Below are 23,000 nucleotides of genomic sequence, written 5' to 3' on the forward strand. Positions count from 1 at the left end.
TTTAAGCCCCCAACGCCTCTAGCAATTCCGTCTCCAATTGAATCTGTAACTTGGGATTCTTACCCAAGTTAGCGGCATCAAGAAGCAAAACGTCTTCCACTCGCTCGCCAAGAGTATTAATGCGTGCTGTGTGGATTGATACCTGATGTTTAGCCAACACCCTAGAGATGGTGTAGAGCAAACCAGTACGGTCACTTGCTGAGAGTGCGAGAGTGTAATATCTGCCTCGCTCATCTGGAACCATATGCACGCGGGGCTGTATTGGGAAGGTGCGTGACTGCCTTGATAGACGACCCATACTTGGGGTTGGTAATGGCTCGCTATTGGTAAGTGCAGCAGTAAGTTCAAATTCTACTAGCTGAATAATGTCGCGATAACTACCGCCTTCATCCACCAAGTTACTGCCTGAAATTTGGAAGCTATCCAAGGCATAGCCATGACGCGTCGTATGAATACGAGCATCCCAAATGGAGAAGCCGTGTCTCTCGAAGTACGCACAGATTCTGGCAAAGAGATCTTCTTGGTCTTTAACGTAGACAGCTACTTGCAGCCCTTCGCCAATGGGGGACAGTCTGGCTCTGACAATTGGCTGTTCACTATTTACTTTATTAAATAGATGGCGTGTAAGCCAGGCAATGTCGGAAGAGTCTTGTCTTAAGAAGAAGGCAACATCCAATTGCTTCCATAGGTCTTCATAAGCATCATCGTTAATGCCATAGAGGCGCAACTTTGCTTTAGATTCTTCTTGGTGTTGCGCTAACTCTGAGGAGGCATCCGGCTTGGCTCCACCTAATACTCTTAGCGTTGCGCGATACAAGTCTTCAAGGAGTTTGCCTTTCCAGGCATTCCAGACTTTAGGGCTAGTACCTCGAACATCAGCAACGGTGAGTAAGTAGAGCGCAGTGAGATGACGCTCATCACCCATTTTTTTTGCAAAAGCTTTCACGACATCAGGATCAGTGATGTCTTGCTTTTGAGCTGTTTGGCTCATATTAAGATGTTCAGCTACCAGCCATACTAAAAGCTCAGTATCTTTTTTATCTAAGCCATGTTCTTTGGCGAACTTGCGTGTATCTGCTTTTCCTAGTTGCGAATGATCGCCCCCACGCCCTTTGGCAATATCATGAAAGAGGGCTGCAATGACGAGTAACCAAGGCTTCTCAAAGTGAGCAATGAGACTGCTGCAGAAAGGGAACTCATGAGTGTGTTCAATCACCATGAAGCGGCGTACATTTCGTAGCACCATCAGGATGTGTTGATCGACTGTGTATATATGGAACAGGTCATGCTGCATCTGTCCAACAATCTTTCTGAAGGCTGGAAGGTAACGTCCTAATACGCTGCTACGATTCATCAGGTGGAAAGCACGGCTTACACCTTCGGGCTGCTTCAAGATCTCCATAAAAAGCGCGCGATTAATCGGGTCTTTGCGCCATTTGCTATCCATCTTAGTTCTGGCGTTGTAGAGCGCCCTGAAGATGGTTGCCGATAAGCTCTTTACATTAGTTGTTTGGGCAAACACTAGGAAGGTTCTTAAAATTTGCTCTGGATGTTTTTGAAAGAGCTGCGGGTCGGTAATATCCAATACTCCTTGCCGCTCAATAAAATATTCATTACCTTCACCTGGAATAGGGTGAGTAGTTTTGGATTCCTGCGGGAACAGAATGGCCTCAATGTTCTGTAATAGAACATCATTCAATTGGGTTACTGCTTTAGCTGCCCAATAGTAACGGCGCATGATTGCTTCACTAGCAACCCTTGAGGATTCTTCCTTGATTCCCATAGATGCCGCTAGGGGCGCCTGTAAATCAAAAGCCAGAACATCTTGCCTACGTTTTGCTAGGAGGTGGAGGTTGGCGCGTAAGGTTTCTAAAAATCGTTGATTGCGGTTGAGTTCAGTCAGTTCGCGTTGTGTGACAAGGCCAGCCTCATGGAGATCTTTAAAGGTATCACCCAATAGCGCAGCCTTACTGACCCATGAGATCACCTGTAAATCACGCAAGCCGCCAGGACTCTCTTTGCAATTTGGCTCTAGAGAGTAAGGGGTGTTCTGGTATTTGTAGTGACGCTGAATTTGTTCTGCTTGCTTGGCTTGAAAAAAAGCCTTGGGATCCATGGCCGCTTCAAAAGCTTTGGCGAAGTCTTTGAATAACTGTTTCTTGCCGCACAGGAAGCGGGCTTCCAAAAGTGAGGTACGTACCGTAACATCTTGCTCAGACTCAGACATGCATTCAGCGATATTGCGGACCGAGGAGCCTATCTCTAAACCCACATCCCAGCAACTGGCAATAAATTGTTCAACTTGCTTTGATAGAGCGATGGCCTGCTTTTCATCTTCCGGCAAAAGGATGAGGATGTCGATATCAGAGGATGGGAATAAAGCATTTCTTCCATAGCCACCAACCGCTATTAAAGCGGCTTCATTTTTTAAGCCGCTATTACTCCAGAGATGGGCGAGTATTTGATCGCTCATCTTGGTAAGTTGTTTGGTTAACTTACCTACTGCTTGTGTTTTTCTAAATTCGTCGTAAGCAACTTCGCGAGCGGCACGCAGGCTAGCTGCATCAATGATATTGCTGGCTGCCTCGAGCTTGCTCATGGATTTATGCGCTTGCTAGAGTGGGTCTAAAAGACAAGCCTTTAACGCAATCAGGTGGTGGGTTGCTACCTTCTGACCAGGTCAATACTTCAACACCAGTCTGAGTTACCAGCAAGGTATGCTCCCACTGCGCTGACAGGCTGCGATCTTTTGTTTTGACAGTCCACTGGTCAGGCATAGTGCGAATATCTCTTTTGCCGGCATTAATCATCGGTTCAATCGTGAAAGTCATGCCAGCTTCTAGTTTTTCACCAGTGCCAGGTTTTCCATAGTGAAGAATTTGTGGATCTTGGTGAAACACTTTACCAATGCCATGTCCGCAATATTCTCGTACTACTGAGTAGCCAGCTTTCTCAGCATGCGTCTGAATCACGTGACCAATGTCACCTAGTGATGCGCCTGGCTTCACTTGGGCAATGCCAAGCCACATGCATTCAAAAGTAATTTGTGTGAGACGTTTTGCCATGACGGAAACTTCACCCACCATGAACATGCGACTTGTATCGCCGTAATATCCATCAGGGGTAATAACGGTGATGTCTAGATTTACTACATCACCAACCTTCAAAACTTTGTCGCCAGGAATGCCATGGCAGATCACATCGTTTACTGAGGTGCAAATTGAAGCTGGAAAAGGGGGGTAGCCGGGCGGCTGATAGTTCAGTGGAGCGGGAATGGTCTTTTGGACATCGCGCATGTATTCATGGCAAATACGATCCAGCTCTCCTGTTGTAACCCCAGCTTTGACGTGGGGCGCTACATGATCCAGAACCTCACTGGCTAAGCGGCCAGCTTCGCGCATCCCTTGGATGTCTTTTTCTGCGGTAAATACACTATTCATGCCTTGATTATCAACGACTTGGAGAGTTTTGGTTTGCTCTAATTGCCTAAAAATTAGGCAAATATCCCATTTTTAGGGCGTCTGGAGGCTATTTTGAGGGCAAGCCTCATATTCTGCCTAGGGGTCAGGGTGGCTAGAGCATTGATATTTAAGCTATAATTTCGGTCTCGGGTCTATTTTGGACTTGAAATCGCGAGTTGAGCCTTCCAGGGTGGCGTTTTTTAGCGCAGCTAGGACTCAACTTTAGAACCAACCCTTAGGAGAAGTTATGTCAGTAACTATGCGTCAAATGCTGGAAGCCGGTTGCCATTTTGGTCACCAAACTCGCTTCTGGTCCCCAAAGATGGCCCCATTTATTTTCGGTCATCGCAACAAAATCCACATCATCAACTTGGAAAAAACATTGCCAATGTTTCAGGACGCCCTGAAATTTGCAAAACAAGTTGCTGCAAATCGTGGCACGATTTTATTTGTTGGTACTAAGCGTCAATCACGCGAGATTATTGCTGAAGAAGCTGCTCGTGCTGGTATGCCTTACATCGACAGCCGTTGGTTGGGCGGTACGCTCACTAACTTCAAAACTGTTAAAGGTTCCCTCAAGCGTTTGAAAGACATGGAAGTTGCTAAAGAAGCAGGCGACTGGGAAAAGCTTTCTAAGAAAGAAGCTTTGACTAACGACCGTGATCTCGACAAATTGCAAAAAGCACTTGGCGGTATCAAAGATTTGAACGGCGTTCCTGATGCGATTTTTGTGGTGGACGTTGGCTATCACAAGATTGCTATTACTGAAGCTAACAAGCTTGGCATTCCAGTCATCGCTGTTGTGGATACCAACCACTCACCAGAAGGTGTTGATTACATCATCCCTGGTAACGATGACTCAAGCAAAGCAGTAACCCTCTATGCACGTGGTATTGCTGACGCAATCCTCGAAGGCAAAGCTAACTCTGTTCAAGAAATCTTGACAGCAGTTAAAGAAGGTGAAGAAGAGTTTGTTGAAGAAGGGAAAGCTGAATAATGGCCGCTATTACCGCTGCAATGGTTGGCGAGTTACGCGCCAAAACTGATGCTCCGATGATGGAGTGTAAAAAAGCTTTGACAGAGGCTGATGGTGATATGGCTCGTGCAGAAGAAATTCTGCGTGTAAAGCTTGGTAGCAAAGCTGGTAAAGCAGCTTCTCGTGTAACCGCTGAAGGCATTGTTGCTGCTTCTATCAATGGCACTACTGGTGCATTGTTAGAAGTGAACTGCGAAACAGATTTCGTTTCTAAGAACGATGACTTTTTGGCATTTACAAACGATTGTGTTAAGTTGGTTGCTGAAAAGAACCCAGCTGATGTTGCTGCATTATTGGCATTGCCATTGAATGGTCAAACTGTTGATGAAGTTCGTAGCGCATTGATCGGTAAGATCGGCGAGAACATCATGCCACGTCGTTTCAAGCGTTTTGCTGGTAGCAACAAGTTGGTTTCTTACCTCCACGGTACACGTATTGGTGTAGTGGTTGAGTTCGAAGGCGACGACACTGCTGCTAAAGACGTTGCGATGCATATTGCCGCAATGAAGCCAGTGGCTTTGTCTATGGCTGACGTTCCAGCTGAAGCGATTGCTGTTGAGCGTAGCGTTGCTGTGCAAAAAGCTGCTGAATCTGGCAAACCACCAGAAATCGTTGAAAAGATGGTTGAAGGCTCAATTCAGAAGTACCTCAAAGAGGTTTCTCTGTTGAACCAGACTTTCGTTAAAAACGACAAGCAAACTGTTGAGCAAATGCTCAAGGCTGCAAATACAACAATCAAGGGTTTCACCATGTTTGTTGTAGGCGAGGGCATTGAGAAGCGTCAAGATGACTTTGCAGCTGAAGTTGCTGCACAAGTAGCTGCCGCCTCTAAAGCAACTGCTTAATTAGCTGGTTTGGGGCTTGCCCCAGCCGGTCGGCAATACCCTAAAGGGCATAGAAACCTTAGTTTCTGTGCCCTTTTCTTTGATCTCTCTCAAGCCCTTTATAATTTGGCGGAGATATTAAAAAGTGCTTAAAGATCAATAAGCTAAGTAAGTTAATTACTTGGCAAATTACGGAAAATTAAAAACATGCCAGCCTACAAACGAGTCCTCCTAAAACTATCTGGTGAAGCCCTTATGGGTGACGATGCTTTTGGCATTAACCCAGTCACTATTGATTCCATGGTCAAGGAAATCGCCGAGGTTGTGAATAGTGGAGTAGAGCTAGCGATTGTGATTGGCGGCGGCAATATTTTCCGCGGCGTTGCTGGCGGTGCTGCCGGCATGGATCGTGCAACTGCCGATTACATGGGTATGTTGGCAACCATGATGAATTCTTTAGCGCTGCAAGATGCCTTGCGTCAAAAAGGCGTTGAAGCACGCGTGCAATCTGCTCTTCGCATGGATCAGGTGGTAGAGCCATACATTCGTCCTCGCGCCATTCGTGCAATGGGTGAAGGCAAGGTAGTCATCTTCGCTGCGGGCACTGGCAATCCTTTCTTTACGACCGACACGGCCGCCGCTCTACGCGGGGCTGAGATGGGCGTTGAAGTCATGCTGAAGGCAACAAAGGTGGATGGCATCTATAGTGCAGATCCAGTAAAAGATCCAACAGCTACTTTATATAAAACGATTACGTTTGATGAAGCGTTAATCAAAAATCTACAAGTGATGGATGCAACTGCATTTGCGTTGTGTCGCGATCGTAAATTACCAATCAAAGTATTTTCAATTCTTAAGCCAGGTGCATTAATGCGTGTAGTGCAAGGCGAGTCTGAAGGTACTTTGGTGCACGTTTAACAGGAGGCCTGATGTCAGCAGCAGAAATTAAAACCACTACCAATCAAAAGATGGAAAAGTCTCTCGAGGCTTTGAAAACCAATTTGGCAAAGATTCGTTCTGGCCGCGCGAATCCGGGGATTCTGGAGCATATTCATGTTGACTACTACGGTAATCCAACGCCATTAAGTCAGGTTGCTAGCTTGGGTTTAGCTGACGCGCGCACAATCAACGTTCAGCCATTTGAAAAGACTATGGTTGCTGCTGTAGAGAAGGCAATTCGCGATTCTGATTTGGGTCTAAATCCAGCATCTCAGGGCACTGTGATTCGCGTACCAATGCCAGCTTTGACTGAAGAGCGTCGTCGTGAGCTCACTAAAGTTGTTAAGAGTGAAGGCGAAGATACCAAGATTGCTGTGCGCAATTTGCGTCGTGATGCCAATGAACATCTTAAGCGTTTAACTAAAGATAAAGAAATTTCTGAGGATGATGAGCGTCGTGCTACTGATGATATTCAGAAGATGACTGACAAAGCAGTGATCGATATCGACAAAATCATTGCTGAAAAAGAAAAGGAAATCATGACGGTTTAAAAACCTGATTGAACTTCACCTTCTAATGACTCAGCACTCCAGTTCAACTCTAGCCATTCCAGAGGTCAGTGCTGTACCTCGCCATGTGGCAATCATCATGGATGGTAATGGGCGCTGGGCTACTAAGCGGATGATGCCGCGCGTTGCGGGGCACTCAGAAGGCTTAAGTGCCGTTCGCAGAATTGTTCAAGAGTGTCGCAAGCTTGGTGTTGAGTATCTAACTGTATTTGCATTCAGTTCTGAAAATTGGCGTCGCCCACCTGAAGAAGTGGGCTTCTTGATGAAGCTATTTTTAAAGTCCCTCAAGGGCGAAGTGTCGCGCCTTGCTGAAAATGATATTGCATTGCGATTAATTGGTGACTTGAGTCGCTTTGATTCAGCCATCCAAGAGATGGTAGATTTTTCTGAGAAAAAGACTGCTGGTTGCAAAAGTCTTACTTTTACGATTGCCGCAAATTATGGTGGTCGCTGGGATATCTTGCAGGCAATGCGTCAATGCATGGCGGCAAATCCTAATTTGAAACCAGAGCAGGTCACTGAAGAGTTGCTTCAACCTCATCTATCAATGGCTTACGCTCCGGAGCCAGATTTATTTATTCGCACTGGTGGCGAACAGCGTGTCAGCAATTTCTTGTTATGGCAACTGGCTTATACAGAGTTGTATTTCACGGATATCCTATGGCCTGATTTTGATGAGAAAGAATTGCACAAAGCGTTCGACTGGTTTAGTCAGCGCGAGCGTCGTTTTGGTCGTACCAGTGCTCAGCTTGCATCGCAAGCAATGAGCGATGCAGTTTGATGTAGTCCGTTAACAACCCGTTCCCATGCTAAAAACCAGAGTTATTACCGCCCTTGTCTTGTTGGCGGTGCTTCTGCCCATCTTGTTTCTGCTTCCCCCAATTTATATTGGCGGCTTCTTTTTGGTGGCTTTGTTGGCTGCAGCTTGGGAGTGGAGTCGCTTGCTTGCTCCTGAAGCAGGTCGTGCAGCTTGGCTCTATGCTTTATTTTGCTTAACTATTATTTTGTTTTTACTCGGTATGCAAAATGCCTCCTGGCAGTTTGCTTTATTGCTACTAGCAGTTCTTTTTTGGTTCTTTATTGCACCATTCATATTGGCTAAGGGAATGAATCTTTCCTTGCAGAAGCTACAACCCTTTTATGTCGTGCTTGGACTTATTTTGCTGCCTGCCACTTGGTTTGCATTAGTGTTTTTGCGCGAGCTGGGCCTCATTTTTTTGCTGAGCACAATGGCCTTGGTTTGGGTTGCTGATATTGGCGCCTACTTTGTTGGTAAGGCATTTGGTAGGCGTAAGCTTGCTGTGCAAATTAGCCCAGGTAAATCAATTGAAGGCGCAATTGGCGGCTTAATCCTTTGTTATGTTTACGCTTTTGCATGCGTTTACTTCTTATCTTTTGAATCTACTTTATTTGGTGCATGGGCAATTCGCTTTGGTTGGATTCCAATGTTTTTGATGGTGACAGTATTAACAGCCTTCAGTATTTTTGGGGATTTATTTGAGTCTCAGCTCAAACGTTTGGCAGGAGTTAAGGATTCCAGTCATTTATTGCCTGGTCATGGTGGTGTATTGGATCGCGTAGATGCTTTGATACCAACGATGCCGATCGCAGCGCTTTTAGCAGGGCTTATCTGATGTCAGTAAAGCAGGTTGCTATTCTAGGTTCAACCGGATCGATCGGCGTCAATACGCTCGATGTGATCCGTGCACATCCTGATCGTTTTAATGTGGTTGCGCTCACTGCAGCCAAGCAAGTTGATTTGCTCGCTCAGCAATGTCTTGAATTTAAGCCACATATCGCCGTTGTATCTGATGCTGATGGCGCTGCTCGCCTGAGTAAGATTTTGCTTGAGAAAAAAATTAACACTCAAGTTTTGTATGGGCCACAAGCCTTAGTGAGTGCCATTACCGATTCTCATTGCGACACTGTGATGGCAGCAATTGTGGGTGCGGCTGGATTAGTTCCGGCATTGGCTGCCGCGAAGGCAGGTAAAAGAGTATTGTTGGCAAATAAAGAAGCTCTGGTGATGTCTGGTGATTTGTTCATGCAGGCAATAAAAGAGGGTGGCGGTGAACTACTCCCAATTGATAGTGAGCACAATGCCATCTTTCAATGTCTACCCGATCAATTTTCCAAAGAGCCAAATCCTCATCTTGGGGTCGAAGAGCTTTGGTTAACCGCTTCAGGTGGACCATTTAGAAATACATCACTTGATCAACTGGTGAGCATTACACCTGAGCAAGCATGTGCACACCCAAACTGGGTGATGGGCAGAAAAATTTCTGTCGATTCTGCAACCATGATGAATAAAGGTCTTGAAGTCATCGAGGCATTCTGGCTATTCGGTTTGCCATTAGAAAAAATTAAGGTTTTAATACATCCGCAAAGCGTAGTGCATTCAATGGTTCGTTACCGTGATGGTTCGGTATTAGCGCAACTGGGTCAGCCAGATATGCGTACCCCGATTGCTTATGGCTTGGCATGGCCAGAGCGTATTGATGCAGGAGTGGCGCCACTGAGTTTGACGCAGTTGGCATCCTTGAGTTTTTCTGAGCCCGACTTGGAGCGCTTTCCCTGTCTTTCGTTAGCATTCGCTGCTGCTAAAGTGGGCGGTACTGCCCCAACAGTGCTCAATGCTGCTAATGAAATTGCAGTGGCTGCTTTCTTGGATGAAGGCTTGCCATATTTACAGATTCCAGCTGTAGTGGAGAAAGTGTTAAATGCTATTCCCACATCCAGTGCAAATTCTCTTGAGTTGATCTTAAATGTCGATGCAAGTGCGCGGGATGCGGCACAAGCAGTGGTAAAGGAGATTCTTTGCAGGCATTGATTACTCTCACTGCTTTTTTATTGACTCTGGGTGTGCTGGTGAGTTTTCATGAGTTCGGACATTTTTTAGCAGCTCGTTGTTGTGGTGTTCGAGTACTTCGTTTTGCAATTGGTTTTGGTAAGCCGCTTTATACCTATCATGCGAAAAATAAAACCGAGTGGGTACTGGCCTCCATTCCATTAGGCGGTTATGTGAAATTGCTTGACGGAAGAGATCGTCAGCAAGTTATTGCGCCAGCGGAAGAGTCCCAGGCTTTTGATAAAAAACCCCTTTGGCAACGTTCTTTGGTTGTAGCTGCCGGCCCCCTCGCTAATTTTTTCTTGGCGATTACTTTCTTTGCCTTTATCTATCTATCTGGCGCCCCCCAGTTGCCGGCTATATTGCAGGCTCCCCCTGAAAGCTCGTTGGCATCCAAGCTGGGAGTTGCTGAGGGTGATCGAGTAATTGGTTGGCAGGATTTGGCTCCGCAATCGGGTAGCGTGCCCCTTTTTGGTGAATTTCAGCCAGTTCTTAGTTGGAATGCATTGCGCTGGAATCTAATGGATGCCATTACGGGGGAGGATGGTTTTGCGCTTGAGATCCAATCCCCATCTGGCGCTCGGTATTTGAAGGCCTTTTATGCCGTAGATTTACCCAAAATCAGCCCTGAAAAGGATCCGATGATGGCTCTGGGATTGCTGCCTGCGCCCACCCCATTAGAAAAGTGGCAGGAACTGAGATTAGGCCCTCTGGATGCCATCATATTTGCTTCGAAAAGGGTCTGGGTTATTACCAAGGTATCGGCAAGATTAATGGCCGGTTTATTCACGGGGAGCACCTCCCTAAAGCAGCTCGGTGGACCTCTCAGTATTGCTGATATGGCAGGTAAAACTGCTCAGGTAGGGTGGCAACCATTTTTAGCCTTTTTGGCACTTATGAGCATTAGTATTGGCTTGCTAAATTTGCTCCCTTTTCCGATGCTTGATGGGGGTCAGCTACTGTATGATGCATGGGAGTTGGTCGCCGGTAAGCGCATTTCGATATCAATGCAGGAACAGTTTCAAAAACTGGGCTTTATTTTGCTGATTTCCATGTCATTACTGGCATTGTTTAACGATTTACAACGCTATATTTCGCCTTGAATTCTCTGACATTATCTTTCCGTATTTTTGCCCGTTTCATTGCTCACGTCATGATGCTTTCTGCGCTCGGGTTGAGTTTGAATGTTTCAGCGGCAGACTCTTTTGTGGTTAAAGATATTCGTATTGAAGGTCTTCAGCGTGTAGAGCCTGGTACGGTATTTAGTTATTTGCCCGTTCAAGTAGGTGATACTTTTACAGAAGAAAAAGGCGCCGAGTCGATCAAAGCCCTCTATGGCACTGGCTTTTTTAGAGATGTACAGATCCAAGCGCAAGGCAGTGTTTTGATTGTCATTGTTGAGGAGCGTCCAACAATTTCTCGTATTGAATTTACAGGAATGAAAGAGTTTGATCCTGAGATTATTCGTAAATCCCTGAGAACAGTAGGCGTGGCCGAAGCTCGCTTTTATGACAAAGCTCTGATCGATAAGTCTGAGCAAGAGCTAAAACGTCAGTATGTTGGTAAAGGTATGTATGCGGCGGAGGTTGTTGCTACGGTTACCCCGGTTGAGCGCAATCAGGTTGCAATTTACTTCAATATTGACGAAGGTCCTGTTGCCAAAATTCAAGAAATTAATTTCATCGGTAATGAGGTATTTAGCGAAGGCACTTTAAAAAGTGAGATGCAGTTAAAAACAGGCGGTTGGTTATCCTGGTATAGCAAAGACAATCTTTATTCTAAGCAAAAATTAACTGCAGACTTAGAGAGTATTCGTTCTTACTACCTCAACCGTGGCTACCTTGAGTTTGTGATTGACTCTACACAGGTATCCATTACTCCTGATAAGAAAGGTGTCTACCTCACCATCAGTATTCGTGAAGGAAAAAAATTCACGGTTAAAGATGTTCGCTTGGCAGGAGAAACTTTAGGTAAAGAAGCTGAGTTGATGCAGTTGATTGTTTTGAAGCCTGGGGACACCTTCTCATCTGCAAGGCTTACTGAGAGCACCAAAGCAATTGCTGAGATATTAGGATCCTATGGTTATGCCTTTGCAACGATCAATCCCCAGCCCGATATTCGACGTGATGTTGCCGAAGTTGACCTCACATTGGTGGTGGACCCTGGACGTCGTATATATGTTCGTCAGGTAGCAATCACTGGAAATGCTAAAACTCGCGATTTAGTTATTCGTCGCGAGATGCGTCAGTTTGAGAGCTCTTGGTTTGATAGTGACAAGATCGACCTATCTAAAAAGCGTCTAGGTCGTTTGGGTTACTTTACTGAAACCGATATCACCGCAGAAGATGTGCCCGGATCCCCCGATCAAGTGGACGTTAATGTGAAGGTGAAAGAGAAGCCAACAGGTGCGATCACAATTGGTGCCGGTTTCTCTTCAACTGAAAAACTTATCTTATCTGCTGGTATCAATCAAGACAATGCCTTTGGTACTGGTACTGCAGTTGGCTTAAACGCATCACTGGGTAAGATCAATCAAAACTTCACGCTTTCCAATTACGATCCGTATTTCACGGAAGACGGCATTAGTCGATACTCTGATTTGTACTATCGCTCTTCTAAGCCTTTGTACTACGCAGGCGACCCTGACTATCAAATTAAATCGGTTGGTTCAAATATCAAGTTTGGCGTCCCATATACCGAAGTAGACCGTGTCTTCTTTGGAACGGGCATAGAGGTATTTAGTATTTATGCCACTACCAATACGCCAGTTCCGTACCAAAACTATGTCACTAGTTATGGTGGAACTGTGCCAGGACGTCTACAAACTTATAACGTGCCACTGACGGTTGGTTGGGCGCGTGATGGTCGTGACAGCACTTTAATTCCATCTGAAGGCTCAATGCAGCAACTCTCTGCTGAAGTGGGAACCCCAGTTGGCGATCTGACTTTCTATCGAATTTATGGCCAGTATCAGAAGTACCATTCATTCTCCAAGGGAAATATTTTGTCCTTTAATGGTGAGGTTGGGTATGGCGAGGCGTACGGCAATAAACCATTCCCAATTACTAAAAACTACTTCGTCGGCGGTATTGGTTCTGTTCGCGGATACGCCCCCGGTTCCTTGGGGCCCCAGTACTACAACACTATCGTCGGCGCCCTCCAGCCGACGGGCGGTCAGTCTAAGATTGTGACAAATGTGGAGTACACCTTCCCGGTTCCGGGCTCTGGCGCGGACAAAACCCTACGCCTCTTTACCTTCGTGGACGGAGGTAATGCTTTTGGGGAAAACATTAATTTAGTTCTGAGATACTCCTATGGATTAGGTTTATCATGGATATCACCGCTAGGGCCTTTAAAGTTTAGCTATGGTATTCCGTATAAGTCTCAATCAACGGATAATATCCAGCGTTTGCAGTTCCAAGTGGGTACAGCGTTTTAATTGTTTAAGGAAAGCTTTATGAAGCTCTATCAATCTTCAAAATGGATTCAAGTTGGCATTATTGCTGCTGTAACTACAATCCTTGCCCCTCAAGTTTTTGCCCAAGATGCCGGTACGCGTGTTGCGGTTGTGAACTCTGAGAAAGTATTTAACGAGTCTAATCTCGCTAAAGCAATGCAGACTCGTTTGCAGAATGAGTTTACAAAGCGTCAGAATGATTTGCGTGATAGCGCACAAAAGATTAAGTCTGCAGCTGAAAAGCTCGATCGCGATGCTGCCGTAATGAATGAAGCAGAGCGCATTCGTCGTCAACGTGAGTTGGCTGACCAAGATCGCGAATTGCAGCGCAAGCAACGTGAGTTCACCGAAGATCTCAATCAGCGCACTTTCGAAGAGCGTGGAAAGATTGCGGAGAAAGCAAATGCAGTCTTAAAGCAAATTGCTGAACAAAGAAAAATTGATGTCATTGTTCAAGAAGCAGCTTATGTGAGCCCAAAGGCTGACGTAACTGATGATGTCATCAAGGCTTTGAATAGTCTTAAGTAAGTTTTATGCCCACCGCCATCGAGCTGGCCGAACAGTTTCAAGCAAGCTTGGTGGGGGAGGCCTCCCACGAATTTACCGGTCTCGCTCCATTGGAGCGAGCTCAGTCGGATCAAATTTCCTTTTTATCCAATCCGCTCTACCGCCAGCAGGCTAGCGAAAGTGCTGCCGGAGCTTTGATCGTTAGCCAATCAGATCTCGACTTTTTACAGGCCAACCCTAGCGCCAACTCAGCAAAGCGCGTGTATTTCGTTGCCAAAAATCCATATGCTACTTTTGCAAGAATGGCCCAACACTTTGCTAAAACAAACGGCCCAAAATATTCCCCTGGAGTACATCCTAGTGCAGTAATTGATTCCACTGCAATTGTTCCAAGTACTTGTCACATTGGCCCATTTGTTCAAATTGGTGCTGGCGTAAAACTTGGTGAGCGCGTTTCAATACTAGGAAACACTAGCGTTGCTAGTGATTGTGTAATTGCAAGCGACACATTGATCTACCCATCTGCATCAATTTATTACGGCACTCAAATTGGCGAACGCTGCATTATTCATAGTGGCGCAGTCATTGGTGCCGATGGCTTTGGTTTTGCCCCTGATTTTTCTGCAAAGGGCGGAGAGTGGGTCAAGATTCCACAGACTGGACGCGTTGTTATTGGTAATGATGTAGAGATCGGTGCATCAACCACTATTGATCGTGGTGCAATGAGTGACACAGTGATTGGTGCTGGTACCAAGATAGATAACCAGGTGCAAATTGCTCACAACGTAATCGTTGGCGCTTGCTGTGTAATAGCTGGTTGTGCTGCAATCTCAGGTAGTACCAAGATTGGTAATTTCTGCATCATTGGTGGCGCAGCTAACTTTGCAGGTCATCTGACGATTGCCGATAGAACAACGGTTTCTGGTAATACTTCAATTATCCGCTCCATTACAGAGCCTGGGCAGCATTTCACGGGCGTTTATCCATCAATGCTCCATGGCGCATGGGAGAAAAACGCCGCCATTTTACGTGGCCTAGATAAAATACGTCAGCGCTTGCGTTTACTAGATAAGAGCAAATCTTCAGAGTCTTAAGATTCTATCAATCTAAAATCAATATTTACTTTTCAGCAGGTCATTTATGAGCACACCAATCGCAATCGACATTAACAAGATTCTTAAATTGTTGCCGCATCGCTACCCATTTTTATTGGTCGATCGTGTGCTAGAAATTTCCCCGCGCGAAAGTATTACTGCCTTAAAAAATGTCACTATGAATGAGCCATTTTTTCAAGGTCATTTTCCTGACTTCCCAGTGATGCCTGGAGTGCTCATCATTGAGGCCCTCGCACAAACAGCTGCTTTATTAACATTCTCAGAAGAGCGTGCCGAGGATGCGATTTACTACTTTGCAGGTATTGATGGTGCTCGCTTTAAAAAGCCGGTACTGCCTGGTGATCAGTTGATCATGACTGCCAAGTTAGAACGCGGCCGTGCTGGCATATACAAGTTTGCAGTTCAGGCAACCGTTGATGGTGAAATTGCTGCAGAAGCGAATATCACCTGTGCGGTTCGTACGAAAGGCGCGTAATGACTCGGATTCATGCATCTGCTGTAGTGGACAGCAAGGCTGAGCTAGCTAGTGATGTTGAAGTTGGTCCTTATTCCGTAATTGGACCCAACGTTAAGATTGGCGCTGGAACCAAGGTTGGCTCTCATACCGTGATCGAAGGTTACACAACTATCGGCAAGGAGAACAATTTCGCGCACTTTGCTGCCATTGGTGGTCCTCCGCAGGATATGAAATACCGCGGGGAACCAACCCAATTAATTATTGGAGATCGCAATACTATTCGCGAGTTCACGACGATTCATACAGGTACATCACAAGACGAAGGCATAACTCGCATTGGCAATGACAATTGGATCATGGCTTATGTGCATATTGCTCACGATTGCCAAGTTGGTAATCACACGATCTTCTCAAGCAATGCTCAAGTTGCCGGCCATGTTCAAGTAAATGACTGGGCAATTATGGGCGGTATGTCTGGTGTACATCAATTTGTTCGCATTGGTCAGCACGCCATGCTGGGTGGCGCATCTGCTTTAGTTCAGGATATTCCTCCGTTTGTGATTGCTGCTGGAGATAAGGCCTCACCCCATGGGATTAATGTAGAGGGTTTGAAGCGCCGCGGATTTTCAAGCGAAACAATTTCTGCATTACGCCAAGCCTATAAGGTGCTTTATAAAGATGGCTTGAGTTTTGAAGAGGCTAAAGTAGAAATTCAGAAGATGGTAGTTGCTTCTGCGGGCGATCCTGCAACCTCCGAGAAAATTGCTCAGTTCCACGATTTTATTGCCGCCTCAACACGCGGCATTATTCGATAACGGAATCACTTTGCCAAAGTTAGCTTGTGTTGCTGGCGAACCATCCGGCGATCTGTTAGCGGCGCCAGCTCTTAGTGCGCTAAACCAGATACCGGATATGTCCGGTCTTGAGGTTTACGGCATTGGTGGTCCTCGGATGCAAGACGAAGGCATGCGTTCTGATTGGCCTATGGAAACTTTAAGTGTGCGCGGCTACGTTGAGGCCATTAAACAACTTCCAGCTATTCTCAAGTTACGCAAGGAGCTTATTCAGAATCTTCTAAATGAGGGGCGACCTGATGTTTATTTAGGAATAGATGCCCCGGACTTTAATTTAGGCGTCGAGCTACAGTTGCGTAAAGCAGGTATTCCGACTTTACATCTAGTTTCTCCTTCGATTTGGGCTTGGAGGGCGGGACGCATTAAGAAAATTGCGCAAGCTGTTGAGCGCATGTTGTGCATCTTCCCGTTTGAAACTGAAATCTATGACAAGGCGGGTGTAGCCTCGACTTATGTGGGACATCCATTGGCTAGTGAGATTCCGCTTGAGCCCAATATCCAGGAGGCAAGAGAAAAAATCTGTCATCACCTGAAACTTCAAAAATCTTCTCTTGAAGGCTTAGTCATTGCAGTACTCCCAGGAAGCCGCAGTTCAGAAATCGAGCTTATTGCCCCTGTCTTTTTTGAAACTATGCAGTTGCTTGCCGCGCAATTAAAGGGGCAGAAACTGCACTTTTTAATTCCGATTGCGACACCGCGATTACGTGAGCCTCTTGAGCAACTTTTGCTCAAGACTAAAAACACTACTCCTGATGTTCAGATCCATTTACTCGATGGCATGGCCGATGAAGTATTAGAAGCTTCTGACGTAGTGTTGATTGCAAGTGGTACGGCCACATTACAAGCTGCTTTATGGAAAAAGCCGATGGTGATTTCATATAAGGTGCCTTGGTTAACTGCGCAAATCATGAAGCGTCAAGGCTATTTGCCTTATGTGGGTTTACCAAACATCCTATGCGGTGAATTTGTTGTCCCTGAGCTCTTGCAAGATGATGCTACGCCAGAGAGGTTGGCTAATGCTTTACAAGAATGGTTGAACCACCCGGTAAAGGTGGCCGAACTAAAAGATCGCTTTGCGCAGATGCATGAAACTCTACGTCGGCCAACAGGTCTATTGGTAGCACAAGCAGTGGCACAAACAATTGCCAGTAATCGCAAAAAGCAAGCAAGTTCATGAGTCTCATTTGGGTCTGCGGTGTTGACGAGGCAGGGCGTGGACCATTAGTAGGCGCTGTAGTAGCTGGCGCTGTAGTGCTCGATCCCAGCAATCCGATTGAAGGATTAAAAGATTCCAAGAAATTAACTCCTGCTCGTCGCGAATATCTCTATGAGCAAATTATGGAAAAGGCAAAGGCCTGGGGCGTTGGTGAGGCTAGTCCGATAGAGATTGATCAGATCAATATTCTGCAAGCCACTATGTTGGCAATGCGCAGGGCGATTGAAGACCTCACAATCCGCTTAGGCGCCTGGCCTGATAAAGCATTGATCGATGGAAATCGCTGCCCAGAATTACCAATTGCTGCAGAAGCAATTGTGAAGGGTGATGCTAAAGAACCGGCGATTTCAGCGGCGTCTATCATTGCTAAGGTGACGCGTGATCGTCAAATGATGTCTCTACACGAGCTTCATCCACAGTACGGATTTGCACAGCATATGGGATATCCAACAGAAGCTCATTTTGCAGCCCTTAAGCAATATGGCGCATGTGATCAACATAGAAAAAGCTTTTCTCCGGTACGTAAAGTGCTCGAATCGATTGAAAACTAAGTTATAAATAAGTTATGAACTTTGATCTGATCACCTCTAAAGAGAATCCTTTATTTAAAGAAATACGCAACCTGCAAGCCACAGGCTCTAAAGGACAGAAGGCTAGACTAGCTAGCGGCCAGGCTTTATTGGAGGGCATTCATCTTGTGCAAACCTGGGTGGGTGATCCAGCGTTAAAGACTTTGCTTACTTCAGAAATTGGTCTAAAGAATATTGAAATCTCTCAAGCAGTCTACGAACATCTCGAGATTTGTCCTGAGACCAAAGTATTTCAGTTGGATAGCGCACTCTGGGGCTTGCTCTCAGATTTAGTGAATGCACCTCATATTGCCGGTCTATTAAACCTTCCTAAATCAACGATTACTACACCACAATCAATTGCAACCTTAGAAGGTGATGTGGTGATCTTGGATAGAGTGCAAGATGCCGGAAATGTAGGATCGATTTTGCGTACTGCAGCTGCAGCTGGATTTACACAAGTGATTGCATTGTCTGGTTGCGCCCATCTTTGGTCCACCAAGGTATTGCGTGCCGGAATGGGTGCTCACAAATTGCTAGATTTATATGAAGGCTGGTCTAACCAGCAAGTCTTGAGTGCTTTAACCGCGCAATTATTGGCAACTACAGCCGATGCGGAACATGACTTGTATTCCCTAAAAAAAGAACTTCTGCATCCAGTTGCTTGGGTAATGGGTAGTGAGGGCCAAGGAGTGTCTGAGGACATTCTTGCTCAGGCTAAAGGGATTTCCATTTCAATTGATCCTAGAGTAGAGTCTCTCAATGTCTCAACGGCAGCAGCTGTGTGTTTGTTTGAAACAATGCGTGTAAGGCGAAGCTAGTTTTACCTCAAAACGATTAACCCAAAATTGTTTTGTCGGACTTAATCGCTTGTAGAACAGTGGTCGCAATTTCCTCAATGGATTTGCTGGTTGTGAGTACCCATGGAATAGATTGTTTTTTCATCATCGCTGTCGCTTCATTGATTTCATAGCGACAGTTTTCAAGTTTGGCGTAATTGCTACCAGGTCTGCGTTCATTACGAATCTCAGATAAGCGCTCTGCATCAATCATCAGTCCAAAGATCTTCTGGCGGAACGGAACCAGGTCTTTCGGAAGCTGCCCCCGCTCAAAGTCTTCTGGAATAAGTGGGTAGTTTGCTGCCTTGAGGCCGTATTGCATTGCCAGGTAGAGGCTGGTTGGTGTTTTGCCTACTCGTGAGATGCCAATCAGAATGACGTCGGCTTCCGCTAAGTTTTGATTGGATTGGCCATCATCATGTGCCAAGGAATAGTTGATCGCCTCAATACGGTTCTTATAGGCCTCGGTATCGGCATTGTGGTGAAGTCGGTTCATGGCATGGGTCGATTTCATGCCGAGAGCCTCCTCCAGCGGTGCCACGAAAGTCTGGAACATATCTAAGATAAGACCGTTTGCCTTCCCAACAATGGCATTGAGCTCGGAATTCACCAATGTGGTGAAAACAATGGGTTGAACTCCATACTTGCTGGCCGCTTGATTGATGCTGCTGACGGCATCATGGGCCTTATCAACGCTATCGACGAATGGCACCCGAATATGCTTAAAAGTGGCCTCAAATTGAGCCAAAATCGACTGGCTGAAGTTCTCGGCGGTAATGCCGGTACCGTCAGAAACAATAAAAACAATGCGGGTTTCATTAGTCATGGATTTGGCTTAAAAGTCGGGGTCAGCACTACAATAGAATCATATTAAAGCATGCCCCGTTTAGGATGGCCGCTACACCAGTTTCCTTATCTTTAGAGAGTATTTTATGTCCAACCAACAGCAACAAAATAGCAGTATGGCTGATGCCTATGTTTTGCCTTTTGAGCAACTTCGCATGACGGATGTTGAGTCCGTCGGCGGTAAGAATGCATCACTTGGGGAGATGATTTCTCAGTTAGCTTCTACTGGGGTTCGTGTCCCAACTGGTTTTGCTACCACCGCCTTGGCATTCCGTGATTTTCTAAAACACAATAATCTGACTGAGCGCATTCAACAGCGTTTAGAGGGTTTGAATATTGATGATGTGCGTGCATTGGCGCAAGCTGGTGCAGAGATTCGCAACTGGATCGAAACAGCACCATTTCAGCCTAAGCTTGAGGAAGAAATTCGCAAGGCTTTTGCGGTGCTGGATGATTCCGGTAAAGGTTCATTCGCAGTTCGCTCATCAGCTACTGCAGAAGACTTGCCAGACGCCTCTTTTGCGGGTCAGCAAGAAACTTTCTTGAACGTCGAAGGTATTGATGATGTGCTTAAGAAGATACGTGAAGTATTTGCCTCTCTTTATAACGATCGAGCCATCTCCTATCGTGTTCATAAGGGCTTTGCTCACGCTGAAGTAGCCTTATCTGCCGGTATTCAGCGCATGGTGCGTTCTGATCTAGGTGCAGCAGGTGTGATGTTCACATTGGATACTGAATCCGGATTTGAGGATGTGGTTTTCATAACCTCAAGTTATGGTTTGGGTGAGACTGTTGTTCAGGGCGCAGTAAATCCTGATGAGTTTTATGTATTTAAAACCACCTTAGCCAAAGATAAGAAAGCAATCATTCGCCGTTCTTTAGGCTCCAAGTTGATTCAGATGCAATTTGCACCTAAAGGCTCTGCAGAAAAAGTGCAGACAGTAGATGTAGCTCCAGAGAAGCGCAATCGTTTTTCATTAGAGGATGCTGATATTACTGAGTTGGCAAAATACGCCATGATCATTGAGAAGCACTACGGTCGCCCGATGGATATCGAGTGGGGTAAAGATGGTCAAGATGGTCGTATTTATATCTTGCAAGCTCGTCCTGAGACAGTGAAGAGTCAGGCAGCAGGCCAAGTAGAGATGCGCTACAAGTTAAAAGGTAGCTCAAAGGTATTGGCAAAAGGCCGCGCAATTGGTCAAAAGATTGGTGCTGGCCCAGTACGCATCATTCGTGATCCAAGCGAGATGGATCGTGTTCAGCCTGGTGATGTATTGGTTGCAGACATGACTGATCCGAACTGGGAGCCAGTCATGAAGCGTGCTTCTGCGATTGTGACCAATCGTGGTGGCCGTACCTGTCACGCTGCGATTATTGCTCGCGAATTGGGTGTGCCTGCTGTAGTTGGTTGCGGTGATGCGACTGAGCATTTACAAGACGGCATGATGGTGACCGTTTCTTGTGCTGAAGGTGACGAAGGTCACATCTATGATGGCTTGATTGAAACTGAAGTTACAGAAGTATCTCGTGGCGTATTGCCAGAGATTCCAGTGAAGATCACCATGAATATTGGTAATCCTCAATTGGCATTTGATTTCTGTCAAATTCCGAATGCTGGTGTTGGCTTAGCTCGTCTCGAGTTCATTATTAACAACTACATTGGCGTACATCCACGTGCAGTATTGGAGTACCCAAACATTGATCCAGATCTCAAGCGTGCAGTTGAGAGTGTGGCTCGCGGTTACGCTAGCCCACGTCAGTTCTACGAAGATAAGTTGGTTGAAGGTGTTGCAACTATTGCTGCTGCTTTCTATCCAAAGCCAGTAATCGTTCGTTTGTCAGACTTTAAATCCAATGAGTACAAGAAGTTGATCGGCGGATCACGTTACGAGCCAGATGAAGAAAACCCAATGCTGGGCTTCCGCGGTGCATCACGTTATGTATCAGAGGACTTCGGCGAAGCTTTTGCTCTCGAGTGCGCAGCAATGAAACGTGTACGTGAAGATATGGGCCTGGATAACGTAGAAATTATGGTCCCGTTTGTGCGTACCATCAAGCAGGCGGAGCGTGTGATCAATATGATGGAGAAGTTTGGCCTCAAGCGTGGTGTGAATGGCTTGCGCCTCATCATGATGTGCGAGATCCCATCGAATGCTATTTTGGCTGATCAGTTCCTCGAATACTTTGATGGCTTCTCTATCGGCTCCAACGATATGACTCAATTAACTTTGGGTCTGGATCGTGACTCTGGCATGGAGTTGTTGGCAATCGACTTTGATGAACGAGATCCTGCAGTGGAGTTCATGATTGCCCGCTCCATTGATGCTTGCCGCAAGCAAAACAAGTACGTTGGTATTTGCGGTCAAGGCCCTTCAGATCACCCAGACTTTGCGCGTTGGTTGGTTGAGAAAGGTATTACTTCTATTTCATTAAATCCAGATAGCGTAGTAGCTACTTGGGAGATGTTGGGTAAGAATTTAAAAGCCTAATATCTAATAAGTGAGTAACAGTAAAAAGGCCTAGATTCTTCTAGGCCTTTTTGTTTGTTGAAGCAGAAGAGCGCTGTAGCTATTTATTTTGCTTTTAACTTAGCGCTGGTTTTCCTGGATGACTTCTTGGCAGTTGGTGTTGCTACCTTTGCTTTTGATTTTGCAGGCTGGCGATTAATGGGAACTGCACCCATCTTTTTGGCTGGCGCTGAGATAGCGCTCGATTTATTGGCGCCACTCCAGCTTGGTTCTGAAATTGAGTTAAATGCTGCACGGAGTTTTTCGCCCCACAGTTGATGAATCATCTGGAAGTAGGGGTTAGACTCATCCATCGTAACTAGCTTATTGGCTTTGAGGGAGTTCTTCTCGTAAACAAGTAAATCTAGTGGTAGGCCTACAGAAATATTACTGTTTAGAGTTGAATCCATTGAGATCAATGCGCACTTGGTTGCGAGATTCAATGAGGTGTTGTAGTTCAATACTCGATCTAGAATTGGCTTGCCATACTTGGATTCACCAATCTGGAAGTAGCAAGTCTCTGGCGTAGCCTCAATAAAGTTGCCGGCTGAGTAAATATTAAATAGGCGCGGTCTTTCACCTTTAACTTGTCCGCCAAAAATGAGGTTGCAGTTAAAGTCGATCCCTGCTTTTTCTAGTGCCTTGTGGTCGCGTTCGTAAACCTGTTTAATGGCATCGCCAACGACAACAGCAGCATCATGGGAGTTCTCGGTGGTCCAAAGATTCTTGCCGTTCAGCAGTTGGCCTTGCAAGAGAATTTCTTTAACAGCTTGAGTGATGGCGAGATTACCTGCGCTCATTAGAGTAAAAAAACGATCCTTTTCTTGGAATAAGGTCATCTTTCTAAAGGTGCCGATTTGATCGACACCTGCATTTGTGCGGGTATCCGATAAAAATACAAGACCATCTTTTAGACAAAGTCCAACACAGTACGTCATTCTCTAACCCTCTTC

Annotated in this window: 21 protein-coding genes; 17 read left to right on the plus strand and 4 right to left on the minus strand. The window is 45.8% G+C overall.

Going from position 1 to position 23,000, the window contains the following annotated elements; translation table 11 throughout:
* Nucleotide 1 precedes the first annotated feature (1 nt).
* Both ICW03_RS02760 and map read right to left on the minus strand, forming a co-directional pair.
* Nucleotides 2–2,599 carry a [protein-PII] uridylyltransferase gene (locus tag ICW03_RS02760; protein ID WP_215348689.1) on the minus strand — a complete coding sequence of 866 codons (2,598 nt, stop codon included), beginning with the start codon at nt 2,597–2,599 and terminating at the stop codon, nt 2–4.
* 4 nt (nt 2,600–2,603) lie between these two features.
* The gene (gene map, locus ICW03_RS02765; RefSeq protein WP_305849372.1) at nt 2,604–3,494 is read right to left on the minus strand and encodes a type I methionyl aminopeptidase; all 891 of its coding nucleotides are present in this window, start codon (nt 3,492–3,494) and stop codon (nt 2,604–2,606) included.
* 214 nt (nt 3,495–3,708) lie between these two features.
* Between map and rpsB the strand changes: the two genes are divergently transcribed.
* From rpsB to ICW03_RS02845, 16 genes are all read left to right on the plus strand, one after another.
* Nucleotides 3,709–4,458 (plus strand): 30S ribosomal protein S2, encoded by a 750-nt coding sequence (rpsB, locus tag ICW03_RS02770; RefSeq protein ID WP_071467757.1) that lies wholly within the window; start codon nt 3,709–3,711, stop codon nt 4,456–4,458.
* On the plus strand, nt 4,458–5,342 hold the full coding sequence (tsf, locus tag ICW03_RS02775; RefSeq protein WP_215348693.1) for a translation elongation factor Ts: 885 nt from the start codon (nt 4,458–4,460) through the stop codon (nt 5,340–5,342). Before rpsB ends, tsf begins: the two co-directional genes overlap by 1 nt.
* 186 nt (nt 5,343–5,528) lie before the next feature.
* Nucleotides 5,529–6,239 (plus strand): UMP kinase, encoded by a 711-nt coding sequence (gene pyrH / locus ICW03_RS02780; RefSeq protein ID WP_215348702.1) that lies wholly within the window; start codon nt 5,529–5,531, stop codon nt 6,237–6,239.
* Nucleotides 6,240–6,250: 11 nt separating this feature from the next.
* Nucleotides 6,251–6,811 (plus strand): ribosome recycling factor, encoded by a 561-nt coding sequence (gene frr / locus ICW03_RS02785; RefSeq protein ID WP_215348704.1) that lies wholly within the window; start codon nt 6,251–6,253, stop codon nt 6,809–6,811.
* A gap of 25 nt (nt 6,812–6,836) precedes the next feature.
* Nucleotides 6,837–7,610, plus strand: coding sequence for a polyprenyl diphosphate synthase (gene uppS / locus ICW03_RS02790; protein WP_215348706.1), 774 nt, complete (start codon nt 6,837–6,839; stop codon nt 7,608–7,610).
* Nucleotides 7,611–7,635: 25 nt separating this feature from the next.
* Nucleotides 7,636–8,463 (plus strand): phosphatidate cytidylyltransferase, encoded by an 828-nt coding sequence (locus ICW03_RS02795; RefSeq protein WP_215348708.1) that lies wholly within the window; start codon nt 7,636–7,638, stop codon nt 8,461–8,463.
* Entirely contained in the window at nt 8,463–9,659 is a 1,197-nt protein-coding gene (ispC, locus tag ICW03_RS02800) for a 1-deoxy-D-xylulose-5-phosphate reductoisomerase (protein WP_215348710.1), read from the plus strand. The genes ICW03_RS02795 and ispC overlap by 1 nt, the downstream gene beginning before the upstream one ends.
* Nucleotides 9,647–10,780 carry an RIP metalloprotease gene (locus ICW03_RS02805; RefSeq protein ID WP_215348712.1) on the plus strand — a complete coding sequence of 378 codons (1,134 nt, stop codon included), beginning with the start codon at nt 9,647–9,649 and terminating at the stop codon, nt 10,778–10,780. The genes ispC and ICW03_RS02805 overlap by 13 nt, the downstream gene beginning before the upstream one ends.
* A gap of 50 nt (nt 10,781–10,830) precedes the next feature.
* The gene (gene bamA / locus ICW03_RS02810) at nt 10,831–13,116 is read left to right on the plus strand and encodes an outer membrane protein assembly factor BamA (RefSeq protein ID WP_371819919.1); all 2,286 of its coding nucleotides are present in this window, start codon (nt 10,831–10,833) and stop codon (nt 13,114–13,116) included.
* Between the two features lie 18 nt (nt 13,117–13,134).
* Complete coding sequence (locus ICW03_RS02815) at nt 13,135–13,662, plus strand: OmpH family outer membrane protein (RefSeq protein ID WP_215348714.1); 528 nt, start codon at nt 13,135–13,137, stop codon at nt 13,660–13,662.
* A gap of 5 nt (nt 13,663–13,667) precedes the next feature.
* On the plus strand, nt 13,668–14,735 hold the full coding sequence (gene lpxD / locus ICW03_RS02820; protein ID WP_215348716.1) for a UDP-3-O-(3-hydroxymyristoyl)glucosamine N-acyltransferase: 1,068 nt from the start codon (nt 13,668–13,670) through the stop codon (nt 14,733–14,735).
* A 46-nt stretch (nt 14,736–14,781) separates the two neighbouring features.
* The gene (gene fabZ / locus ICW03_RS02825; RefSeq protein WP_215348718.1) at nt 14,782–15,231 is read left to right on the plus strand and encodes a 3-hydroxyacyl-ACP dehydratase FabZ; all 450 of its coding nucleotides are present in this window, start codon (nt 14,782–14,784) and stop codon (nt 15,229–15,231) included.
* A complete protein-coding gene (gene lpxA, locus ICW03_RS02830; RefSeq protein ID WP_215348721.1) occupies nt 15,231–16,028 on the plus strand; it encodes an acyl-ACP--UDP-N-acetylglucosamine O-acyltransferase in 798 nt (265 codons plus the stop codon). Before fabZ ends, lpxA begins: the two co-directional genes overlap by 1 nt.
* A gap of 10 nt (nt 16,029–16,038) precedes the next feature.
* The gene (gene lpxB, locus ICW03_RS02835; RefSeq protein WP_215348724.1) at nt 16,039–17,244 is read left to right on the plus strand and encodes a lipid-A-disaccharide synthase; all 1,206 of its coding nucleotides are present in this window, start codon (nt 16,039–16,041) and stop codon (nt 17,242–17,244) included.
* Complete coding sequence (gene rnhB / locus ICW03_RS02840) at nt 17,241–17,834, plus strand: ribonuclease HII (RefSeq protein ID WP_215348727.1); 594 nt, start codon at nt 17,241–17,243, stop codon at nt 17,832–17,834. Before lpxB ends, rnhB begins: the two co-directional genes overlap by 4 nt.
* Before the next feature lie 14 nt (nt 17,835–17,848).
* Complete coding sequence (locus ICW03_RS02845; RefSeq protein WP_215348730.1) at nt 17,849–18,673, plus strand: RNA methyltransferase; 825 nt, start codon at nt 17,849–17,851, stop codon at nt 18,671–18,673.
* Nucleotides 18,674–18,689: 16 nt separating this feature from the next.
* Here ICW03_RS02845 and ICW03_RS02850 read toward each other — a convergent pair whose 3' ends face one another.
* Nucleotides 18,690–19,517, minus strand: coding sequence for a pyruvate, water dikinase regulatory protein (locus ICW03_RS02850; RefSeq protein ID WP_215348733.1), 828 nt, complete (start codon nt 19,515–19,517; stop codon nt 18,690–18,692).
* 106 nt (nt 19,518–19,623) lie between these two features.
* Between ICW03_RS02850 and ppsA the strand changes: the two genes are divergently transcribed.
* The gene (gene ppsA, locus ICW03_RS02855; RefSeq protein ID WP_251374444.1) at nt 19,624–22,029 is read left to right on the plus strand and encodes a phosphoenolpyruvate synthase; all 2,406 of its coding nucleotides are present in this window, start codon (nt 19,624–19,626) and stop codon (nt 22,027–22,029) included.
* Nucleotides 22,030–22,112: 83 nt separating this feature from the next.
* Here ppsA and ICW03_RS02860 read toward each other — a convergent pair whose 3' ends face one another.
* Entirely contained in the window at nt 22,113–22,985 is an 873-nt protein-coding gene (locus ICW03_RS02860) for a peptidase (RefSeq protein ID WP_215348736.1), read from the minus strand.
* Nucleotides 22,986–23,000: the final 15 nt, after the last annotated feature.

This window comes from Polynucleobacter sp. MWH-Aus1W21 (genome assembly GCF_018687275.1).
Taxonomy (GTDB): Bacteria; Pseudomonadota; Gammaproteobacteria; order Burkholderiales; family Burkholderiaceae; genus Polynucleobacter.